This is a genomic window from Holophaga foetida DSM 6591, assembly GCF_000242615.2.
GTDB lineage: Bacteria > Acidobacteriota > Holophagae > Holophagales > Holophagaceae > Holophaga > Holophaga foetida.
Map to the genome: position 1 here is coordinate 648,902 of NZ_KI912269.1, position 21,361 is coordinate 670,262.

The following is a 21,361-nucleotide window of genomic DNA, read 5'->3' on the forward strand; positions in this document are numbered from 1 at the left end:
ACCCCCGGCCCCTTCTGGATGCCATAAGCCGACCCATGACAACTCATCAATCCGGGTGACCGTACGGATGCATGGGATTGCCCTCTTCGGTGGTGATAGTGTGGGCGAAGCACACACGAGCCCCTGGAGCCACCATGGAATTTTTCGGATGGGACAGCCGTTTCGCGACGGGAATCGCCTCGGTGGATGATCAGCACCACTGGCTTGTGGACCAGATGAATGCGTTCACCGAAATGATCTCAAGATCGGACGAGATCCCCAGGGCAGAACTCGAGCGGGTTTTCAGCCTGCTGATGGACTACGCCATCCGCCATTTCTCAGACGAAGAGAGTCTGATGGAGGAAGCCGGCATCGATCCTCGCCATCTCGAAAAGCACAAGCACGAGCACCAGGCCTATATCCAAGCGCTTGCCCAGGACCAGAAGGCCATCCTCGACACCCCCACCACCGCCCATCACCTGCTGACCTTCCTTGGAAACTGGCTCGTCTACCACATCACCGGCCGCGATCAGGGCATGGCCAAGCAGATCGCTGCCATCCATGCGGGCACACCACCCAGCGAAGCCTATGCCCTGGAGGTCCACAGCCGGGAAGGGGCCGCAGACCCCCTCCTCAAGGCATTGAATGCCATGGTCGACCAGATCATGGATAGGAATAGTGAGCTGATGCAATGGAACAGGACCCTCGAGGCAAGGGTTGATGAGCGGACCCAAGCCCTGCAGGAGGCCATGGGCAAACTGGCCGCTGAGATGGCGGAATCCAGGCGGCTGACCACGGAACTGGCCGATGCCAATGAGCAGTTGCGCCAAGCCGCCCTGACCGATGTCCTGACGGGCCTGCCCAATCGAAGGCACGCCAGGGAGCGGCTCCGCCAGTTCTGGTCGGAGTCCCTGCGACATGGCACCCCCTTCTCCTGCATCATGATCGATGCCGATGGATTCAAGCAGGTCAACGACACCTACGGCCACGAGGCCGGGGACGCGGTGCTCCGCGAGCTGGCCCGCACCCTGAGCAGCAACACCCGAAGCGAGGATGTGGTCTGCCGCCTTGGGGGTGACGAATTCCTGGTCCTCTGCCCCCAGACCAACCTGGAGGGCGCCAAGGCACTGGCCGAGAACCTGCGGGCCAAGGTCAGCGCCACGCGTGTGCCAGCGGGCGACGGCGAATGGCGGGGAAGCCTCAGTCTGGGAGTGGCCGAACGCCGGGAGGCATTCAAGAAACCCGACGAATTGGTCGTCTCCGCAGACAAGGGCCTCTATGCCGCCAAGCGCGGCGGGCGCAACCAAGTGGGGGTAGCTGAGGAATAGCTACTTCCTCAGCGCGTCTTTCAGCGCCTCGCCGATGATCTGGATGCCGCGCTCCAGCTTATCCTCGGGGGTGTGGGAATAGGCCAGGCGGAAGTGGGAGTTGTCGGTGCCCTTCGGGTCGAAGGTCTTGCCGATGACGAAGACGGCCCCCTTCTCGATGCTGGCCCGGAGGACCGCCATGAGATCCAGCTCGGGGGGACAGGCGCACCACATGTAGAAGCCGCCCCGGGGCTCGACCCACTTGATCTCCTCCGGGAAGTAGCGGTGGATGGCCGCCACCATGGTGTCTTTGCGGCGCTTGTAGATTCCGCGCATCTTGGCGACGTAGGGGTGGATACGGCCGCTGCGGACGAACTCATAGGCCAGGACCTGGGTGAAGGTGGGCGAGCAGGCGTCGTCGGACTGCTTGATCAGCTCGCACTTCTCATAGACCTCCCGAGGGGCCAGCATCCAGCCGAGGCGGAAGCCGGGCCCCAGGATCTTGGAGAAGGAACCGGTGTAGCAGATGGGCAGTTCCTGGTCGTAGGTCGCCTTCATGGGCCGCGCGGTCCGGGCCGCCCCCTCGTCAAAGTAGAGATCGCCGTAAGCGTCGTCCTCGATGAGGGGGAGCTGGTGCTCCTTGAGGACCTCGATCAGCCCATTCTTGCGCTCCTCGCTGTAGAGGATGCCAGCCGGGTTGTGGAAGTTGGGCGTGCTGTAGAAGAACTTGGGAGCCTTCTCCCGGGACTGTGCAAGAAAGGCCTTCAGGGGATCCAGAAGGACACCATCCGCATCGATATCGATGCCGTGGAGGTGACCCTGGAAAGACTGGAAGGCGGAGATGGCGCCGATGAAGCAGGGGTTTTCGGTGACGACCACGTCCCCAGGATCGATGAATACCTTGGCCAGGATGTTGATGGCCTGCAGGGAACCCGTGGTGATCAGGAGCTCGTTGGTGTCCACCGGCAAGCCCTTGGCCCGCAGGAACTCCTTGAGCACCCCCAGGAGGGGCGGGAAGCCGGGGGTGGGGCCGTATTGGAAGGCGGTGCGTTTGAGGTCCAAGGGCAGGCTGTTGTAGATCTCGTCCACTTCCTCCGTGGGGAAGAGCTCGTTCCCAGGCATGCCGCCCGCAAAGGAGATCATGTCGGGGCGCGTGGCCAGGCTCATCAGATCCCGGATTTCGGAGGTGCGGAGAAGGGAGACGTTATTCGAAAACCGGATCATGAGTGCGATACCTTTCCAATAGCCGCCTTCCAGTCTACCCGGCAGGCCATCGCCCAGGTACCCCACCTCGCCAAACAGCCAAAGGAGTTCCCTGATAACCATGCGCTCCTGTACCGGAACCCGAACCGCCATCGTGTTCTTCACCCACCTGTTCACACCGGAGATCCTGGCGGCCTTCGAAAAGCTGAGGCGCGAATCCTCGGCCTTCGGCGACCTCTTCATCCTTTGCGAGGACCCGGCCAGGATCCCCCACCGCTTCCGGAAGCTGGTCCAGGCTTTTGACATCCTGGAGCTTGCCAGCCGCTATCCCCAGATCCCCCACCAGACGGTCATCCCAGGCAACGCCCATCTGGCCTTCTGCCGGTTCATGGTGGCGCACCCGGCCTACGACCACATCTGGTTCATCGAGTACGACGTCCGGTTTTCCGGCTCCTGGTCCAGCTTCTTCGCCCACCACCGAAGCAACCCCTCGGACCTCCTGGCCAGCCACCTGCGCACCTATGAGGAGGAACCCGACTGGTATTGGTGGGCAACCCTGTCCACCGGCACAGATGAACTTCCGCCCCAGGCCCGGCTGGCCTCTTTCGATCCCATTTTCCGGATCTCAAGGCGGGGCCTCGAACTCATCGCGCAGCGGCTCCAGGAGGGCTGGGGCGGCCATTATGAGGCGCTGCTGCCCACCGTCCTGGCCCTCGGAGGACTCCGGGTCGAGGACTTCGGAGGGGATGGCCGTTTCACCCGGGCAGAGAACAGGAACGCCTGGTATGCGTGCCAGTCATCCCAAGAGGGCAGATTCGACAAGGCTGGGACCCATCGCTACCGCCCGCCCCACACGTCCTGGGGAGAGCAGAGCGACATGATCTACCACCCGGTGAAACGGGAGAGGCGCTCCTTCATGCTCCGGATCAGATTCCTCCTGTGTTGGGCCATCCCGTGGAGCAGGCCGGTGCAACCACGAAATTTCCCCTATAATCAGCATCAGTAGCCAGAAACCTCCGCCAAGCCTTCCAGGACCGCCCATGTTCAATCCCGACTTTGAATCCATGCCCGTCACCAAGCTGAAGGAACTTCAGCTGGAACGCCTCAAGTGGTCCGTGCGCCATGCCTACGAGAACAATGCGGTCTACAAGCGCAAGTTTGACGCGGCGGGCTTCCACCCCGACCAGTTGAAGAGCCTGGACGATCTGCGCCGGGTGCCCTTCCTGACCAAGCACGAGATGCGGGAGGCTTCTCCCTTCGGCCTCTTCGCCAAGCCCATGAAGGACGTGGTGCGCCTTCACTCCTCCTCGGGAACCACCGGCAACGCCACGGTGGTGGGCTACACCCGGCAGGACCTGGACACCTGGGCCACCCTCATCGCCCGCTGCCTCTCGGCCTGCGGAGCCACGGAGGAGGACATCGTCCAGGTGGCCTATGGCTACGGCCTCTTCACCGGTGGCCTGGGACTGCACTACGGCGTGGAGAAGCTGGGCGCCACTGCGGTGCCCATCTCCGGAGGCAATACCGATCGCCAGCTCATGCTGATCCGGGACTACGGCACCACCATGCTGGCCTGCACCCCCTCCTACGCCATCAACATGATCGACTTCGCGGCCAAGCAGATGCCGGACTTCGACTTCAAGAAGAGCAAGCTCCGCCGCGCCATCTTCGGCGCCGAGCCCTGGACTGAAGCCATGCGCAAGGAGATCGAGACCCGCATGGGCATCGACGCCTATGACATCTACGGCCTTTCGGAGGTCATGGGTCCCGGCGTCTCCAACGAGTGCTCCGCCAAGCAGGGCCTTCACGTCTTCGAAGACCACTTCCTGGTGGAAATCATCGATCCCGAAACCGGCGAGGTCCTGCCCGAAGGGAGCCTGGGCGAGATCGTCTACACCTCCCTCACCAAGGAGGCCTGCCCCGTGATCCGCTACCGGTCCCGGGACATCACGCGCCTCTACCGGGACGTCTGCTCCTGCGGCCGGACCCACATCAAGATGGACAAGGTCACGGGCCGTTCCGACGATATGCTCATCATCCGCGGCGTCAACGTCTTCCCCTCCCAGATCGAGACCATCCTCATGGAGATCGAGGGCGTGGAGCCCCACTACCAGATCATCGTGGACCGCAAGGGCACCATGGATGACATCGAGGTCATGGTGGAGGTCGAAGAGGCCATCTTCTCCGACGAGCTCAAGGTCATGAACGCCCTCCGGGACCGGATCACCAACCGTTTCCGTAGCGTCCTCGGAATTTCCGCCAAGGTCACCCTGGCGGAGCCCTCCAGCATCGCCCGCAGCCAGGGCAAGGCCCAGCGGGTCATCGACAAGCGCAAGTAGGAGCCGACATGAAGATCACCCAGCTCTCCGTTTTCGCCGAGAACCGCCCTGGCCGCCTTCAGGAAATCCTCGGAATCCTCGCCAAAGCCAACATCAACATCCAGACCCTCACCATCGCCGAGGTCACGGACTTCGGCATCCTGCGCCTCATCGTCGACCGCCCAGAGGAGGCCTACCAGGCCCTCAAGGCCGAATCCGTCACCTGCTCCCGGACGGATGTGCTGGCCATCGTCGTGGAGAACAAGCCCGGAGCCCTCTTCCGCCTGATGGAGGCCTTCAGCAAGCACCAGCTCAACATCGAGTACATGTATGCCTACGCCAACCCCGGCCAGGCGGACTCCATCATGATCTTCCGCTTCGAGAACCTCGATGCAGCCCAGACCGCCCTGCTGGCAGAAGGCATCCAGCTCGTGCCCAGGTCGGAAATTCACGATAAATAAAAAATCACACACAACCAGGACACCGGGAGGAATCCATCTTCCCGGTGTCCTGGTCGTTCAGCGGTCCTGAAGCATCCGAGCCAACTCGCGGAGAGAAACAGCTTCGACCCCCGCCGCTACGGGATAGCGCTCCGAACCGGGGTAGACCACGAATCTGCGTTCAGGGTCGAGGTCTCCGCAAGCCGCATGAAAGCCCCGCTCCAGCTTGGGGGATAGGCTGCGTTTGATCTCGATGGCCCAGAGGGTGCCATCGGGCCAGGCCAGCACGAGATCCACCTCTGCCCCTCCGGAGGAGCGGTAGAAGAATGGCGTCACGGCATTCGATGCGGCAGCAAGGAGGTTCTCGATGACGAATCCCTCCCAGCTCGCGCCCAGGACCGGATGAGCCAGCAACCCCTCCACATCGGGGATCCCCAGGAGGGCATGCACCAGGCCGCTGTCCCGCACGTAGACCTTGGGGGACTTCACCAAGCGCTTCCCGATAGTTCCGTGCCACGGTGCCAGTCGCCTCACCAGGAGCAGGTCCACCAGGAGATCCAGGTAGCCAACGGCAGTCTTCACATCCACCCCCAGGTTGCGGGCGAACTGGGCCGAGTTGAGGATGCCCCCCTGGTGGTGGGCCAGCATGGTCCAGAAACGGCGCAGGGTCTCCGCGGCAATGCGCGGGCCGAACTGGGGGATGTCCCGCTCCAGGTAGGTGCGGATGAAGTCCTGCCGCCAGCGCAGGCTGCGGGCCGGATCCCCCGCCAGAAGGCTTTCCGGGAAGCCCCCCCGCGTCCAGAGGTCATCCTGGGGAAGGGAAGTGATCTCCAGACTGCTGAAGGGTCCCAATTCAAGGAAGGCGATGCGCCCCGCCAAGGTCTCCCCCGATTGTTTGAGGAGGTCCAGGGCGGCGGAGCCCAGCAGCAGGAAGCGACCCGTGCGCCTGCCCTCCCGCCGACCACGGTCGATGAGGCCCCGCAACACGGGAAAGAGTCCCGGAGCCCTGTGGACTTCGTCCAGGATGACGAGCCGATCCGAGTGGCCACTCAGGTACAGTTCCGGTTCAGCCAGCTTCGCTCGATCGGCCTCGGACTCCAGGTCCAGGTAGATGGCCCCCAGTCTTCCCCCCACCTCCAGGGCCAGGGTGGTCTTGCCAGACTGCCGCGGCCCCAGCAGAGCCACCGCCGGGCTGTCGCCCAGGGCCTCCACGAGTCGAGAAGTGAGATGGCGCTCAAACATCCTTGCAAATATGGAATAGAACCGGATGATTTGCAATGTTGTTTAAATCATAAAATACAGGCGTTCAACATTACAATCATTAAACATGAAGCATACTTTAGCTCATTGTTCTTCTTTTATCCTGCATATCCTGGACATCCTGTTGAAATTCTTCGAACAGGATATGCAGGATAAATATCATAAATAAAATATATTGACTTATACCCGTTTGCCATCAATCGTAAAGCTTCAAAAGCCACTTCCACCACCAAGCAACCCCGCCGCGCGGGGTTGCTTGGTGGTGGAATTTCTTCTTTTGTTTGCGAATGCGTATAAACCGGTCTCTGTCGTGAACTACCCCAGCGCCTCGTAGCCCCAGCGAAGCATCCGCTCGGTGGTCTCCCAGGAGACGCAGGCGTCGGTGACGGAGACGCCGTGGCGCAGGTGGGCTAGGTTCTTGGGGATGGACTGGGCGCCCTCCTCCAGGTTGCTTTCGATCATCACGCCGATGACGGGGCTGGGGGCGGCGAGGCGCTGACCGATGAGGCTGCCCCAGACGTCCTCCTGCTGGGCGAACTGCTTCCGCGAATTGGCGTGGCTGCAATCCACCATGAGCCCCGTGGGCAGACCGGCCTGGGTGAGCTTGGCCTCGGCCTCCTTGATGCTGGCGGGGTCGAAGTTGGTACGGCTCCGCCCCCCCCGGAGCACCACGTGGCCCACGGGATTGCCGGTGGTGCGGACGATGGCGGTGAAGCCGTCCTGGTCGATGCCCAGGAAGCTGTGGGGGGCCCGGGCCGAGAGCATGGCATCCACAGCCACCTGGAGGCCGCCATCCGTGGCGTTCTTGAAGCCCACGGGCATGGAGAGGCCGCTGGCCAGTTCGCGATGGGTCTGGGATTCCGTGGTGCGGGCCCCGATGGCGGCCCAGGAGATGAGGTCATCGATGTACTGCGGCACGTAGGGGTCCAGGAACTCCGTGGCGGCGGGCATCCCCATGGCCGTGATCTCCAGGAGGAGACGGCGGGCCATCTTCAGACCGGTCTCGATATCGTGGGTGCCATCCAGGTGGGGATCGTTGATCAGGCCCTTCCAGCCCACGGTGGTCCGGGGCTTCTCGAAGTAGACCCGCATGACGATCTCGAGGCGATCCGCCAGCTCCACCCGCAGCGCATTCAGGCGCCGGGCGTATTCCAGGGCAGCCTTGGGGTCATGGATGGAACAGGGCCCCACCACCACCAGCAGGCGCTTCTCCTGCTGGCGCAGGATCCGGGAGAGGGTAGCCCGGCTGCGGGCGACCATCTCCTCGATCTCCGGCGTGATGGGCAACTCCGCCTTCAGGGCCCTGGGGGCCATGAGGCGCACGAATTCGCGAACGTTCAGGTCTTGTATCTGTCCCATGCCCCATTCTAACCGGGTCGCAGCGCTGTGACCCCAGTCACGAGACCCGGATCTGGACCTTGTCCTCCTTCAGGTCCAGCTTGGCCTTGCCGCCCTTCTGGAGCTTCCCGAAGAGGATCTCGTCCGCCAGGGGCCGCTTGAGCTGCTCCTCCACAAGGCGGGCCATGGGTCTGGCCCCGAAGGCGGGATCGTAGCCCTTGTCGGCCAGCCACTCCCGCAGCTTGGCGCTCACCTGGAGGGTGACCTTCTTCTCGTCCAGGAGGACCTGGAGCTCCTTCAGGTTCTTGTCCACCACCCGCAGGATCTCGGGCCGCCCCAGGGGAGCGAAGGGGATGATGCCATCCAGGCGGTTGCGGAACTCGGGGGTGAAGGCCCGCTCGATGGCACCACGGCTGCTGGCCCCCGCCCCCGCTTCGGCAAAGCCCACCCGCCGCTGGCTGAGGTCCCGGGCCCCGGCGTTGGTGGTCATCACCAGCACCACATGGCGGAAGTCCGCCTTGCGGCCATGGTTGTCCGTAAGGGTGGCGTGGTCCATGACCTGGAGGAGGATGGCGAAGAGATCCGGGTGGGCCTTTTCGATCTCATCCAGCAGCAGGACGGCATGGGGCGACTTGCGCACCGCGTCCACCAGGAGCCCCCCGTCCTCGAAGCCCACGTACCCCGGAGGGGCGCCGATCAGGCGGCTCACGGCGTGCTTCTCCATGTATTCGCTCATGTCGAAGCGGGTGAAGGGCACCCCCATGATCTGGGCCAGCTGCTTGGCCAGTTCCGTCTTGCCGACCCCCGTGGGGCCGGTGAAGAGGAAGGAGCCCATGGGGCGCTCAAAGCCCCGCAGGCCGGAGCGGGAGAGCTTGATGGCCGAGACCACGGACTCCACCGCCTTGTCCTGGCCGAACAGGACGGACTTGAGGCCAGACTCCAGGCTGGCGAGCTTGGTGCGGTCATCACTGCTGACGGACTGGACCGGCACCCGCGCCATGCGGGCCACCACAGCCTCGATCTCGGGAACGCCGATGATCTTCTTGCGCTTCCGGGGCGGCAGAAGCCTCTGGGTGGCCCCTACCTCGTCCAGCACATCGATGGCCTTGTCCGGGAGCTGGAGGTCCCGCAGGTGCCGGACGCTGAGATGCACCGCGCTCTCCAGGGCCTCATCGGTGTAGCGGATGCCGTGGTGGGCCTCGTAATGGGAACGAAGCCCCTTCAGGATCCCGATGCAGTCGGCCTCGCTGGGCTCGCCCACCTCCACCTTCTGGAAGCGCCGGGAGAGGGCCCGGTCCCGATCCAGGCTGTTCTTCACATCGTGGTAAGTGGTGGCGCCGATGCAGCGCAGATCACCATTCTGCAGGGCGGGCTTCAGAAGGTTGGAGGCGTCCATGCTGCCCCCGCTGACACTCCCGGCCCCCACCAGGGTGTGGATCTCATCGATGAAGAGAAGGGCGCCGGGCTTCTGGGCCAGGGCCTCCAGCACCGCCTTGATGCGCTGCTCGAAGTCGCCCCGGTAGCGGGTTCCCGCCAGGAGGGCGCCCAGATCCAGGGAATAGAAGGGCGCGCCCTTGATGGCCTCCGGCACCTTCCCCTCCGCCAGGCGCAGGGCCAGCCCCTCGGCGATGGCGGTCTTGCCCACCCCGGCCTCCCCGATCAGGAGGGGGTTGTTCTTCCGGCGGCGGCAGAGCACGCGCACCACGCGCTCCAGCTCGTCCTCGCGGCCGATGAGGGGATCGATCCTGCCCTCCCTGGCCCGGGCCACCAGATCCACGGCATAGGCCTGGAGGGGATCCTTCTTTGGGGCCTCGCCGCCCTCTTCCTCACCCTCCTGGGCAGGATGGGACCCAGGCGCAGGAGGCTGGGCGCCGTGACTGAGGTGGCGCAGCAGAGGCAGACGGCTCACCCCCTGGCGCTTCAGAAGAAAGGCAGCCTGACTCTCCTTTTCCGGCAGCATGGCGGCGAGGAGCGAACCGCAATCCACCTGCATGCTCTCGGAGGAGACGGCGTGATGGATGGCCCGCTCCATCACCCGGTTGAAGGCCAGGGTGGGAACGGGCTGGAGGAGGGGCGTATCCTCCGACAGGCTTTCGAGGTTCTCCCGGAGGAAGGCCCCCAGATCCGTCTTGAGGGCCTCGGGATCCCCGCCGCAGGCCTTCACGGCCTCGGCCACCGCCGGGTCGTGCTGGAGGGCCAGGAGCATGTGCTCCAGGGTGAGGTACTCGTGGCGGGAGGCCAGGGCAAGATGAAAGGCATGCTGGATGCAACGCTGAAGGGCATCGGTGATACGGGGGTTCTTGGCCACGACTACTCCTCGACTTCCAGGGTGCAAAGGAGGGGGAACTCATCCCGCTCCGCCAGGGCCTTCACCTGGGCCACCTTGGTTTCGGCGACCTCGTATGGGTAGATCCCGGCCACGCCCTTCCCTCTTTGATGCACATCCAGCATGATCCGCACCGCCTCCGCCTCGGGTTTGCGGAAGACATTGCGCAGGATGCCCACCACGAAGTCCTGGGTGGTGTAGTCGTCGTTGTGCAGAAGCACCTTCCACATCCTGGGAGCCTTGAGGCTCGTGCGGGTGCGGGTCTGGGTGGCGCTGTTGGAACCGGGTCGGGCCATGAAGATCCTCTGTCCGAGAGTTTAGCCTCTCAGGAGGCGCTCGCGCTCCCAGCTCCCCATCTCCTGGGCATGAAGATCCCACAGCGCCCCGGCCACAGCATCGGGGCTTAGGGGCGTTCCCGGCTGGACGAAGCCGCAGACCGTCAGCGTTGCCGCATGGATTCCGGCCTCCCGGAGCTCCCCATCCAGGAGCAGGGCCAGGTGGCGCTGGAGGGCCTTCCCCAGGGAGGACGAGGCCATGGGCGGCTTGGGGTCCAGGCCCAGGCCACCACCTGTGATGAGGATGCTCCCCCGGGCGGCGGACCGCATGGCGGGCAGCGCCCAGCGGACCGCATCCAGGGGCGCCAGGAGGTTGGCCTCCAGATCCCCCAGCAGCGCGACGTCCTCAACCTGGGTGATGCAGCCCGGATGGCCGTGGGAGGCGTTCCAGACCAGAACCTCCGGAAAGCCGAGTTCGGCTTCGACCCGAGCCAGGGCCTCCCCGAGGGCCCGGCGGTCCGCCACGTCCACCCCGAGGATCAGGGAACTGGGTCCATGGATCTCCTCCTGCAGAGCTTCTGCGGTATCCGGCCTGGCCAGCACCGCCACCTGGAAGCCTTCTGCGGCGAAACGAGAGGCAGTGGCCCGGCCGATCCCGGGGCCAGCCCCGGCAATGAGGGCAATGGGAGAGTCACAGAGCATGCCGATCAGTCTACAAGGAGAAATACTACAAAGATTAATTTTAACAAATGTCATGATTTCATTGGGACTCCCCTTGAAAAAATCATCATGGAATGATACAAAAATAACATTGATTCATCGCACCAGAAGGATCCGCAGTGACCGCCATGCCCCTGAACGATTTCATCAAGATCCACCCCGGAATGACCCAGGTGGACGCAACCCAGCCCATCCCGGCCAGCCTGCTGGAGCGGGCCGCCCGCTGCAACCGCCGTCTGGTCCTGACCCTCGAAGGAAGGGCCATGGGCGTGGTGGTGAGCTTGGCGGATCTGGACCTCCTGGAGGTCACCAGCCACGGCATCGAACTGGAACCCCAAGGCTAAGTTGGGATACCCTGCCAGCAAGGGTGGTCCATGCCTAAGTCCAAGTCTCTGAACGAAGACCTGAGAAAGTTGCTGGAGGCGCGTCACCACGACCCGTTCCGGGTGCTGGGACGCCACGGCTCCGGGGCGGAGGCGGTGATCCGGGCCTTCCTGCCCAGGACCGAGTCCGCACACCTGGCGGATACGGGACAGCCCCTCACCCGCATCGAGGGCACGGACCTCTTCATGTGGAAGGGACTTGCCGGCGGCCTTAAACCGCATCACGAATTGTGCTGGGTCGAGGATGGCGTGGAGCGCAGGGTCTACGATCCCTACACCTTCGGCCCCCAGCTTTCGGACTTCGACCTCCACCTCTTCCGGGAAGGCAAGCACTGGCACGCCTACCGCCTCCTGGGGGCCCGGGAACATCTGGCTGACGGCATCCCTGGCGTCCTGTTCTCCGTCTGGGCCCCCAACGCCGAACGGGTGAGCGTGGTGGGGGACTTCAACCATTGGGACGGCCGCTGCCACCCCATGCGGGTCCACCCCGGCCATGGCGTCTGGGAACTGTTCATTCCGGGCCTGGGTCCCGGCACCCTCTACAAATTCGAGGTCCGGAACCGGGACACCGGCGCCATCCTCCTCAAGACCGATCCCTATGGCCGAGCCTACGAACTGCGTCCCAGCACCGCGTCCTGCGTGGAGGACGCCTCGCCCTACCCCTGGCAGGATGCCGATTGGATGGAAGGACGCAAGCACCGGGACTGGCAGCACGCCCCCATGTCGGTCTACGAGGTGCACCTGGGTTCCTGGCAGCGCACCGATGACGGCGGCTTCCTCAACTACCGGGAACTGGCCCACAAGCTGGCGGATTATGCGGTCTGGATGGGCTTCACCCACCTGGAATTCCTGCCAGTCACGGAGTTCCCCTTCGATGGTTCCTGGGGCTACCAGGCCACGGGCTACTATGCCCCCACCAGCCGCCACGGCTCCCCGGAGGACTTCCGCTACCTGGTGGACCACTGCCACAGCCGGGGTATCGGCGTGATCGTGGACTGGGTACCCGCCCATTTCCCCAAGGATCGCCACGCCCTGGCCCAGTTCGATGGCACCGCCCTCTACGAGCATGCGGACCCCCGCCTGGGCGAACACATGGACTGGTCCACCCTGATCTTCAACTTCGGGCGCAACGAGGTGAAGAACTTCCTCCTGTCCAGCGCCCTCTTCTGGCTGGAGGAAATGCACATCGACGGCCTGCGGGTGGACGCCGTAGCTTCGATGCTCTACCTGGACTACTCCCGCAAGGAGGGCGAGTGGCTCCCCAACCGCTACGGCGGCCGAGAGAACCTGGAGGCCATCGACTTCCTCAAGGAAATGAACGTGGTGCTCCACGACCAGTGCCCCGGAGCCCTGGTCATCGCCGAGGAGTCCACCTCCTGGCCCCAGGTCAGCCGCCCCACCTACCTGGGGGGCCTCGGCTTCGATCTCAAGTGGAACATGGGCTGGATGAACGACACCCTGCGGTACATGAAGCTGGATCCGGTCTACCGCGCCTACAGCCAGGACTTCCTGACCTTCAGCATGCTCTACGCCTTCACCGAAAACTTCATGCTCCCCTTCTCCCACGACGAAGTGGTGCATGGGAAGGCCTCCATGCTCTACAAGATGCCGGGGGATGAGTGGCAGCGCTTCGCCAACCTCCGGGCCCTCTACGCCTACATGTTCGCCCACCCCGGCAAGAAGCTCCTCTTCATGGGCACAGAGTTCGGCCAGGGACCGGAGTGGAACGCGGATCGGGCCCTGGATTGGTATGTACTGGACTACCCACTGCACCGCGGGCTCCAGCTCCTGGTGCGGGACCTGAACCATCTCCACCAGGAGGAACCCGCCCTCCACGGCCAGGATTTCGAATGGCCGGGCTTCGAGTGGATCGACTGCCACGACACTTCCCAGTCCGTCCTCAGCTTCGTGCGGCGCTCCGGCAACAGCTTTGTGGTGGTCATCGTCAACTTCACCCCCGTTCCGAGGCACGACTACCGGATCGGGGTCCCGGCACCCGGCTGCTACTCCGAGATCCTCAATTCCGACGCCCACATTTACGGGGGTGGAGATGTGGGCAACGGGGACAGGAAACTCCTGACGGAGGAGCATCCATGGATGGGCCGCCCCTGGTCCCTGGCCCTTACCCTCCCCCCCCTCGGAGTGCTGATCCTGCGACTCTCCGCGGAAGAGGCCTTGCCGTAACCCCAAAAGCCCGGTAGGATCGAAGATTCTTGGAGAGATGCCGGAGTGGCCGATCGGGCTCGCCTGCTAAGCGAGTGTGTTGGGTAAACCAGCACCGGGGGTTCGAATCCCCCTCTCTCCGCCACTGGCGCCCCGCAGGGGGCGCCTTTTTGTATATAAACAACTCCTGAATTGAAAGTTACAAACTGTTACAGGGGATCTGTCAGAATGTGAGCAGCGGGGCGTCCATTCCGGGCCCCCAGGAGGTCAGTGTGTCAGGATTCCCCAAGTTGAGCCTTCGCAGCGGTTCGAGTGCTCCCCGCCTGCTACAGGGCTGGTGCCCTAGCGGCGACGATTCCCTGGCGGTTGGCTTCGCCAAGGCTGGTGAACTGGGTGTGGTTCGGGTTTCAGCGTTCCCTGATGCCTCCCAACTGAAGGCACGGCTCCGGGAACTGCGGACTTCCACGGATGGCATGGTCGGCCTGGACCTCAAGGGCGTCATGGGCAATGTGGAATCGATCCTGACCACCCTGAAAGAGCGCATGGCCTCCTTCGTCCTTCACTCCCCCAAGGCCCCCGAGGGCCTGATGGAGGGATTGCGGGAACTGAAGCTTCCCCGTTTCGCCCTGGCCACCACCCCGGAAGAAGCGGCCGAGGCCAAGGCCCAGGGCGTCGATGCCCTGGTGGCCCAGCCTGGCTCTGACTTCCGCGCCCTGCAGAGCGTGGGCTTGCCAGTTTTCATCGCCCCGTCTCCTGGGGCTGACAGCCAGGGACTCCTGGAGGACGCTGGTCTGGCCGGGCTCCAGGTGCGCTCCGGCAACCAGTTGAAGGAAACCGCAAGTCTCAGCAGCCGACTCCGTCACGCCATGGGCGAGCGGGCCTTCGGCCTGATGCTGGACACGGCCCATTGCGAAATGCCCACCCTGAAGATCCGCAACCTCGAGATCAGCTACCCCATCATCCAGGGGGGCATGGGCGTGGGAATTTCCTGGGATCGCCTGGCAGGTTCCGTCGCCCAGGCCGGGTGCGCTGGCATCGTTTCCGCCATCGGCACGGGGTATCGGAACATGGAGGGCGTAGCCTTGCGCCATGGCCGCCCTGTCGGGTCCGAGAACCTGAATGGCTACGCCCAGCTCACCCAGATCATCCAGAACGCCCTGCGGACCGCCGAAGGCCGAGGTGCCGTCGGTGTGAACGTCCTGTGCGCCATAAACGGGTATGAGGATGTGGTCCGCACTGCCGTTGAAGCCGGGGCCCAGATGGTGATTTCGGGAGCAGGGCTCCCCATGACCCTTCCCGGCATCGTGGGGGACCGGGATGTGGCCCTGGTGCCCATCATTTCCTCCGCCCGAGCCCTCGGGCTGATCTGCAAGTCCTGGGAGCGAAAGTACGGTCGACTCCCGGATGCCGTGGTCCTCGAGGGCCCCGAATCCGGTGGCCACCAGGGATTCACCGTGGAGCAGTGCACCGACCCGGCCTATTCCCTGGAAAGCATCCTCCCTTCGATCCTGGCGGAGCGCGACCGCTGGGGAAGCTTCCCCGTCATCGTGGCGGGAGGGGTCTGGGACCGCAGTGATATCCAGAAATTCCTTGCCATGGGGGCTTCCGCAGTCCAAATGGGCACCCGCTTCATCGGCACCTTCGAATGCGATGCGGATCAGGCCTTCAAGGAGACCGTCCTGAAGGCTGGCCGCGAGGACATCCGCCTCATGAAGTCCCCCGTGGGCATGCCCGCCCGCGGCGTCATGACCCAGCTCCAGCGGGATATCGCCGGAGGGGGCGCCCCAGCCCTGCGCTGCATCAGCAACTGCCTCAGCCCCTGCAACCAGGGGGCAGGTGCCCAGAAGGCCGGTTTCTGCATCGCCGATCGCCTGGCGGATGCCATGCAGGGCCGCCTGGACACCGGACTCTTCTTCTCCGGCAGCAACGGCTGGCGCCTGAAGGAAATGGTTTCCGTCCGGGAGCTGATCGAGGAGCTCACCGGAGACTACGGCCTGGAGCGTCTGGCCCTGGCCTGATCGAGCTCCTCGCGGCACACGTTCAGATCCTTGAGGAATTCCGGGCTTTTGCGGAGTTCCTCAAGGATGGCCTTTGCCAGCACACGGCCCGCAATATCGTCCGTGGGGAAGTGGACGCCACCGATGATGCGGCTCCAGGCCGCCCGATGGGCCCGGTCCAGGAGGACCTCCCGTTTCTCGGGAAGCAGATCCGCCAGGATCGAGGCCATCAGGAAGGCCTGCATGGAGTGGCCACTGGGATAGGACGCGCTCCCCGGGAGTTGGACACAGGGTTGAACCCTGGCGTCCACCCTGGGGGGCCTGGGCCGGGCGTATAGGCGCTTGGCCTGCGCGCTGACCCCGTGGGCATCCCCCAGGACGCGACTGAAGAAGGCCTCGCACTTCGGCAATGCTTGGGGCGTGAACCAGGGACCGAGCTCCCGGGCGTGTTTGAAAATGCCATCGCTATCGATGTGCTGGGCCCAGGCCTCCTGCTCCGGGGTCCTGAAGGCCTGGGCCATGAGAACGGCCTCCATATCAGCCTCAGCGGCCAGAGAGCCCGGACTGGGAGGTGGTCCCAACAGCTTGGTGGAGTCCACCGCAATCGGCTGGATGTATACCGGCGCATGTACTGGCCAGACACGTTTCACGGGCCCTGTGGCGACAGGCTGGGCCCCCAGTCCGCTCCCCAGGAGCAGCACACCAAGTAGCGCAGGGATCAGGGCAGCTTGTGCCATGGGGCCTCCAGACATCTTGAATCTATCATCCGTCCTCCCCTTTCATTCCCATCCAGTGGAATCCCGGAGACAATGGATCTTGGAGAAATCGAATGTACGAAGCTCAGCGCGAGGCCTGCATCGCCGCAGCACAGGCGGGGGGCCGGGTGGCCATGAAGTTCTTCCGGAAGCTCGATCCGGCGAAGGTCACTGAGAAATCCCGCAACGATCTCGTCAGCGAAGCGGATCATGCCAGCGAGGCGGCCATCAAGGCAGAGCTGGACCTCCGCTTCCCCAATTATGGTTTCCTGGGCGAAGAGAGCGGCGCCTCCGGGGATAGCTGCCGCCGATGGATCGTGGACCCCCTGGACGGCACGCTTAACTTCGTCCAGGGTTTTCCCCACTGGTGCATCTCGGTGGGGTTATGGGACAAGAACGGCCCCGTAGTGGGCTGCATCTTAGACCCCATGCGGGAGGATCTCTTTGTGGCGGTCCGGGGGCAGGGAGCCACCTGGAACGGAGAGCGCATCACCATCTCCGCCCAGACGGGCCTGGACGGGGCCTTCATCGCCACCGGCTTCGCCTTTCAGCTGGGGGAGCGATTCCAGACCTATGCCAAAGCCCTCAACTCCATCTTCTACCGGGCCAAGGGCATCCGCCGGGCAGGCAGCGCGGCCCTGGACCTGGCCCATGTGGCCTGTGGCATCTACGACGGCTTCTTCGAGCTGGGCCTGCGTCCCTGGGATATGGCCGCCGGGGTCCTCCTGGTGCAGGAGGCAGGTGGCCTCATCACGGACTGGGAAGGTGGCGATACCTGGATGGAAAGCGGCAATGTGATTGCTGGCAACCTCTACGTCCACCAGGATCTACTGGAAGCGGTCAAGGGCAGCTAGTGCCCGCCGTGGAAGCCCGCCACCACCAGAAGGCAGGGCCCGCCGGAGATGACCTCCAGCCCCAGCTCCTCGGCGATCTTCACAGCCTCATCGCTCTCCGCCCCCGGCTGCATCCAGACGTACCGGACGCCGACTGCCGCAGCCTCCCGCACCACCTGCTCCGTGACCTTGGGGGGGGTGATGATGCTGATGGCCCGAAGGCGGGTGGGCACTGAGGCCAGATCGGGGTAGGCCTTCAGACCCTCCACCTCGGCAGCTCTGGCGTTGATGGGGTAGACCTCTTTGCCATGCTGCTGGTAGCAGCGCAGGACCATGTTCCCGTATTTCGATTGATCAATGCTGGCCCCAACGACAGCGTATGGCCCAGCTTCGAGGAAGGCCTGGATCCGGTCCTTCATGTCTGCAGTCATCTCGCACCTCTGTGAATTCGATGCCAAAGCCTTCCGGCTGTACCCCCCCTCGGGAAAGAAAGCAGCTTTTGCCGGGAACCAGAGGAAGGCCTATCTCACATGATTCATGGTGCGCCTGGAGGGATTTTTCTCCGGAATCATGAAAAACATCATGTTATTTGATTTCAAAAACTGCGAGAATAACAGAGCATATCATCAACAATGTCAGCTCCCCCTCACACATCCCGAGGCCAACAGGCTAAGATTCATGGGAGGGGGTAACTGTTCCCTTCCACCGCAATGCGATCCCCGTCCGGGAGGCTCGCCCTCCCGCAGTCGCACCCCTTGGTCAGGCAGAGGAATATGGCAACTAGCTTCGACAAGATCCGTCCCCCTGAAACCCTTCACAGCTGTGTGACCCGGACCCTCGGACTCCAGCTGATCCAGGCCGGAGGCGCCACCAAGCCCGTCGTCCTGCCAAACGAAGAGCAGCTGTGTCTTCAGCTGGGAGTCAGCCGCAGCATCCTCCGGGAATCCCTCAAGGTGCTGGCCGACAAGGGCATGCTCGAAGTTCGCCCCCGCTCCGGAATGCGCTCCCGCCCGAGGGAATTCTGGAACCTGCTGGACCCAGACATCCTGGCCTGGTCCGCCGAGGTCAACTGCGACGTCAACTTCCTCCGGGACCTCTGCGAGGTCCGTCTGGCCATTGAACCCACAGCTGCGGGCTTTGCAGCCGTGCGGGCCACGGAGGATGACATCAAGGCCGTCGAGGAATGCCTCGCCCAGCGGGAAGCCGTCATTGCCGCCGCGGATTACGAGAGTCTCGTGAGCATCGACCTCCAGTTCCATGCCGCCGTGGTGGGGGCATCCCACAACCCCATCTTCCGTCACCTCTATGGCAGCATCCGCGAGCCCTTCCGCATGTCCCTCGCCTACACCACCCGCTTCGGCTGGGCGGTGACCCTGGGCCTCACGGCCCATCGCAAGCTGGTGGACGCCCTCAAGCGGCATGATGCGATGGCCGCCCGGGCAGCCGCAGACAAGATCGTGGGTTACGCCATGCTGGCCATCGAGCAGCTGGACCACAATCAGAACGAAGCCAAGAAGGCCTAAAGCACAATAATCAGTCAGGACACGCCCCCACCCCGACCCGGGAGTGGGGGCGTCTTCTGTCTAGTGATGCCCGTGATCCGCCGAAGCGGCGGCAACACCGATGTACTCGATACGCTTGGCGATGAAGACCAGCCAGAGGCCGTAGACACCCATCAGGACCCACTCGACACCCTCAACGAAGGCCAGGGTCTGCCTGGAAATCCGTGGCGCATCACCGTGGCTCGCCAAGCCACAGGCCAACCCGATCAGCCCCATCAGCACCAGGAGCTTCCCCCAGGCCCTGGCAGCCCCGGACGGCAAAGCCAGCTCGGCAGGCACTGCCCCCATGGGATGGCGCTGCTCCCCGGCCAGATGGGTTCCCTGCACCAGGAGCAGGGCCGAAACCAGGTAGAAGAACGTGTAGAAGAGCATGAAACCTCCGGAACCCCGTTCCTAGCATGAAAGCGGACGCAGTGGCAGACCGCAAGCTCAAAGGAGCAGGGCAGACTTTGATTATTCGATTGATTAACAGAATCAAACATGTTGGGATAATGGGGCCCATTCGAATCGAGGCCTATGAAAAACAAAGAAACCGAACATGCCATCCACACCCGAGAGCGCCTCATCCTCGCAGCCATCCAGGTCTTCGCCTCGAAGAATTTCGAAGGGGCCAGCATCCGGGAAATCTCCAAGAAGGCAGATGCCAACAGCGCGCTGATCCAGTATTACTTCGGCGGCAAGGAGGGTCTTTACCTGGAGGCGGTGAAATTCGTCTTCAAGATTGGCAGCGATCAGTTCGACAAGCTTCCTCCCCCGCCAGACCCCTCGCACCCCTGCGCCCGAGCGGAGGCCACACTCGGCCTCAAGGACTTCATCCGGCTCATGGTGTGGCTCACCTGCACCTGCCCCAATGAAATGAAGAACCTGTACGGCCCGGACTTCGAGCAGGCAGCCTTCTCCCTCTGGAGTCAGGCCATCCAGACCATGCGTCCCTCCATCGCGGAATCCGTCCGGGAGATGGTCACCCCTTTGACCCGGTATTTGAATGGCTGCATCAGCGTCCTCCGCCCGGACCTCCCTGGGGAAGAGCAGTTCCGGATGGCGATGAGCACCATGGCCCAGATCACCCACCTCCATACCCACATGCAACTGGTGACGCTGCATCGCGGGGCCTTCTACACCGAGAGCGAAATGGACTCCCTCTCGGACCACTTCATCCAGTTCTCACTCAGGGGCCTAGGCATTCCCGAAGCCTTCCCCGCTCAAGGAGCCTGACCATGCTGTTCATGCCTCCCGCGCAGGTCGCGGAGCCCTCTGCGCCCGCACCCGTCCTGAACTTTGATCTGATGGGCGCCCTGGACCGGGCCAAGGCGGAGAACCCCATGCTCCAGGCCGCCAAGGCCCGGGTCGAAGAGCGTCGGGGTCTCATCACCACCACTCGAGCCGACGCCCTCCCCCAGGTCAATGTGGTGGCCGACTACACACGCACCCGGGATGTGAGCATCTTGAACAGCGGCATGGGAGCCATGCTGCAGCACCCTGAAGACTTGGTGTACCCCCGCAACTTCTTCACGACCCAGGCCGCCATCAGCCAACCCCTCTTCTACTGGGGCAAGCTGGGTACGGCCGTGGAAGTGGCCAAAATGGGCGAAAGGGAAGCTCAGTTCTCCTACACCACAGCAGAACTGGACACCCTTCACGGGGTCGCCTTGAGCTACATCAACGTATTGATGTGCCAGGCCGAGCTGGAGGTGGTCCAGACCCGCTTGAGGACCGCCGAGCAGTTTCTTTCGGATGTGAAGTCCAAACTGGAGGCTCAGACAGCCACCGAACTGGATCGCCTCCGGGCCGAAAGCGAGTATCTGGCGGTTGTTCCGGAGAACCTCCAGGCCGATGCCAACCACAAGCGGGCCATCGAACTCCTCAACGGCCAACTGGGTCTCGACCCAAAAACCCCCCTGAAGCTGGCGGGCCTGGGCGCACCCGATGCCAAGACACCCGCCGGTGTCGAACGCAGCGAACTCGCCCAGTACCAGCAGCAGGAGGCCATGTACCAGGCCAACGACAAGATCATCAAGGCCGACCTGCGGCCCAAGGTGGACTTCAACGCCTCCTACGGCTACCAGGCCAACCACAGCAATGACCTATTCCAGACCCCCTACGACACCTGGAAGGTGAACATCAACATGCGCATCCCCCTCTTCGATGGACTGAGAACCTCAGGGCGTCGATCCCAGAACCGCGCCCAGCTCGAGCAGGTGCGTCAGGCCCGGATGGACAAGGAGCGCAGCATCGCTGTGGAGAAGAGCACCGCGGAACGGGAGCTCCAGAAGGCCTTCGCCTTCTTCGACGCGGCCAGGAAGGCCTACGACGCCTCACTGGAAGCCCTCCGCAACAGCAGGGAGTCCTACGAGCAGGGCCTCATCACCTCCCTGGACCTCCTCCAGGCCGAACGCACTGAGCGGCAGCAGGAAAGCCAGCGCCGCCGCGCCGAGCTCGGCATCTGGAGCGCCATCTTCAACCATCGCCGGGCCCTGGGCCTGCCCCCCCTCTGAGCCTCTG

The 21,361-nt window shown here is 63.7% G+C and carries 20 protein-coding genes and 1 tRNA gene; 12 read left to right on the top strand and 9 right to left on the bottom strand.

Features of this window, described 5'->3' with window-relative positions; translation table 11 throughout:
• Positions 1 to 134 precede the first annotated feature (134 nt).
• Positions 135 to 1,307: a GGDEF domain-containing protein gene (locus tag HOLFODRAFT_RS0218360; protein ID WP_005034809.1), complete on the top strand. Its 1,173-nt coding sequence runs from the start codon at positions 135 to 137 to the stop codon at positions 1,305 to 1,307.
• Here the strand turns inward: HOLFODRAFT_RS0218360 and HOLFODRAFT_RS0218365 are convergent, their stop codons facing one another.
• Positions 1,308 to 2,612, bottom strand: a complete 1,305-nt coding sequence (locus HOLFODRAFT_RS0218365) for an aminotransferase-like domain-containing protein (RefSeq protein ID WP_211237990.1) — start codon at positions 2,610 to 2,612, stop codon at positions 1,308 to 1,310.
• Between HOLFODRAFT_RS0218365 and HOLFODRAFT_RS23660 the strand changes: the two genes are divergently transcribed.
• Genes HOLFODRAFT_RS23660 through HOLFODRAFT_RS0218380 form a run of 3 tightly spaced genes read left to right on the top strand, consistent with a single transcriptional unit; the run spans position 2,611 to position 5,268 of the window.
• The gene (locus HOLFODRAFT_RS23660; RefSeq protein ID WP_005034806.1) at positions 2,611 to 3,495 is read left to right on the top strand and encodes a DUF3405 domain-containing protein; all 885 of its coding nucleotides are present in this window, start codon (positions 2,611 to 2,613) and stop codon (positions 3,493 to 3,495) included. The two genes, HOLFODRAFT_RS0218365 and HOLFODRAFT_RS23660, sit on opposite strands and share 2 nt — an antisense overlap.
• A gap of 34 nt (positions 3,496 to 3,529) precedes the next feature.
• The gene (locus HOLFODRAFT_RS0218375) at positions 3,530 to 4,828 is read left to right on the top strand and encodes a phenylacetate--CoA ligase family protein (protein WP_005034804.1); all 1,299 of its coding nucleotides are present in this window, start codon (positions 3,530 to 3,532) and stop codon (positions 4,826 to 4,828) included.
• 8 nt (positions 4,829 to 4,836) lie between these two features.
• On the top strand, positions 4,837 to 5,268 hold the full coding sequence (locus tag HOLFODRAFT_RS0218380) for an ACT domain-containing protein (protein ID WP_005034801.1): 432 nt from the start codon (positions 4,837 to 4,839) through the stop codon (positions 5,266 to 5,268).
• Positions 5,269 to 5,325: 57 nt separating this feature from the next.
• On the opposite strand, the gene HOLFODRAFT_RS0218385 is transcribed toward HOLFODRAFT_RS0218380, so the two are convergent.
• From HOLFODRAFT_RS0218385 to HOLFODRAFT_RS22330, 5 genes are all read right to left on the bottom strand, one after another.
• Positions 5,326 to 6,489 (bottom strand): ATP-binding protein, encoded by a 1,164-nt coding sequence (locus tag HOLFODRAFT_RS0218385; protein WP_005034798.1) that lies wholly within the window; start codon positions 6,487 to 6,489, stop codon positions 5,326 to 5,328.
• 333 nt (positions 6,490 to 6,822) lie between these two features.
• Positions 6,823 to 7,866: a 3-deoxy-7-phosphoheptulonate synthase gene (locus HOLFODRAFT_RS0218395; protein WP_005034796.1), complete on the bottom strand. Its 1,044-nt coding sequence runs from the start codon at positions 7,864 to 7,866 to the stop codon at positions 6,823 to 6,825.
• Positions 7,867 to 7,903: 37 nt separating this feature from the next.
• Positions 7,904 to 10,153 (bottom strand): ATP-dependent Clp protease ATP-binding subunit ClpA, encoded by a 2,250-nt coding sequence (gene clpA, locus HOLFODRAFT_RS0218400; RefSeq protein ID WP_005034794.1) that lies wholly within the window; start codon positions 10,151 to 10,153, stop codon positions 7,904 to 7,906.
• Between the two features lie 2 nt (positions 10,154 to 10,155).
• A complete protein-coding gene (locus HOLFODRAFT_RS0218405) occupies positions 10,156 to 10,467 on the bottom strand; it encodes an ATP-dependent Clp protease adaptor ClpS (protein ID WP_005034792.1) in 312 nt (103 codons plus the stop codon).
• Between the two features lie 21 nt (positions 10,468 to 10,488).
• Entirely contained in the window at positions 10,489 to 11,148 is a 660-nt protein-coding gene (locus HOLFODRAFT_RS22330; protein WP_005034789.1) for an SDR family oxidoreductase, read from the bottom strand.
• Positions 11,149 to 11,285: 137 nt separating this feature from the next.
• Between HOLFODRAFT_RS22330 and HOLFODRAFT_RS0218415 the strand changes: the two genes are divergently transcribed.
• From HOLFODRAFT_RS0218415 to HOLFODRAFT_RS25150, 4 genes are all read left to right on the top strand, one after another.
• Positions 11,286 to 11,510, top strand: coding sequence for a hypothetical protein (locus HOLFODRAFT_RS0218415; RefSeq protein WP_005034786.1), 225 nt, complete (start codon positions 11,286 to 11,288; stop codon positions 11,508 to 11,510).
• A 30-nt stretch (positions 11,511 to 11,540) separates the two neighbouring features.
• Positions 11,541 to 13,733: a 1,4-alpha-glucan branching protein GlgB gene (glgB, locus tag HOLFODRAFT_RS0218420; protein ID WP_005034784.1), complete on the top strand. Its 2,193-nt coding sequence runs from the start codon at positions 11,541 to 11,543 to the stop codon at positions 13,731 to 13,733.
• Positions 13,734 to 13,764: 31 nt separating this feature from the next.
• A tRNA-Ser gene (locus HOLFODRAFT_RS0218425) sits at positions 13,765 to 13,857 on the top strand.
• 127 nt (positions 13,858 to 13,984) lie between these two features.
• Positions 13,985 to 15,730 carry a nitronate monooxygenase gene (locus HOLFODRAFT_RS25150; protein WP_005034782.1) on the top strand — a complete coding sequence of 582 codons (1,746 nt, stop codon included), beginning with the start codon at positions 13,985 to 13,987 and terminating at the stop codon, positions 15,728 to 15,730.
• Here the strand turns inward: HOLFODRAFT_RS25150 and HOLFODRAFT_RS22335 are convergent.
• On the bottom strand, positions 15,700 to 16,446 hold the full coding sequence (locus HOLFODRAFT_RS22335) for an acid phosphatase (RefSeq protein ID WP_005034781.1): 747 nt from the start codon (positions 16,444 to 16,446) through the stop codon (positions 15,700 to 15,702). The genes HOLFODRAFT_RS25150 and HOLFODRAFT_RS22335 overlap by 31 nt on opposite strands.
• 92 nt (positions 16,447 to 16,538) lie before the next feature.
• Here HOLFODRAFT_RS22335 and HOLFODRAFT_RS0218440 point away from each other — a divergent pair, with 92 nt between their 5' ends.
• Positions 16,539 to 17,318, top strand: coding sequence for an inositol monophosphatase family protein (locus HOLFODRAFT_RS0218440; protein ID WP_005034779.1), 780 nt, complete (start codon positions 16,539 to 16,541; stop codon positions 17,316 to 17,318).
• Here the strand turns inward: HOLFODRAFT_RS0218440 and HOLFODRAFT_RS0218445 are convergent.
• Complete coding sequence (locus tag HOLFODRAFT_RS0218445; protein ID WP_005034778.1) at positions 17,315 to 17,728, bottom strand: CoA-binding protein; 414 nt, start codon at positions 17,726 to 17,728, stop codon at positions 17,315 to 17,317. The two genes, HOLFODRAFT_RS0218440 and HOLFODRAFT_RS0218445, sit on opposite strands and share 4 nt — an antisense overlap.
• A gap of 342 nt (positions 17,729 to 18,070) precedes the next feature.
• On the opposite strand from HOLFODRAFT_RS0218445, the gene HOLFODRAFT_RS22340 reads away from it, so the two are divergent.
• Complete coding sequence (locus HOLFODRAFT_RS22340) at positions 18,071 to 18,820, top strand: FadR/GntR family transcriptional regulator (RefSeq protein ID WP_005034776.1); 750 nt, start codon at positions 18,071 to 18,073, stop codon at positions 18,818 to 18,820.
• A gap of 60 nt (positions 18,821 to 18,880) precedes the next feature.
• On the opposite strand, the gene HOLFODRAFT_RS0218455 is transcribed toward HOLFODRAFT_RS22340, so the two are convergent.
• Entirely contained in the window at positions 18,881 to 19,231 is a 351-nt protein-coding gene (locus tag HOLFODRAFT_RS0218455) for a hypothetical protein (protein WP_005034774.1), read from the bottom strand.
• Between the two features lie 144 nt (positions 19,232 to 19,375).
• Here HOLFODRAFT_RS0218455 and HOLFODRAFT_RS0218460 point away from each other — a divergent pair, with 144 nt between their 5' ends.
• Positions 19,376 to 20,074: a TetR/AcrR family transcriptional regulator gene (locus HOLFODRAFT_RS0218460; protein ID WP_005034772.1), complete on the top strand. Its 699-nt coding sequence runs from the start codon at positions 19,376 to 19,378 to the stop codon at positions 20,072 to 20,074.
• Between the two features lie 2 nt (positions 20,075 to 20,076).
• Positions 20,077 to 21,354 (top strand): TolC family protein, encoded by a 1,278-nt coding sequence (locus HOLFODRAFT_RS0218465; protein WP_005034770.1) that lies wholly within the window; start codon positions 20,077 to 20,079, stop codon positions 21,352 to 21,354.
• The last annotated feature ends 7 nt before the right edge of the window (positions 21,355 to 21,361 follow it).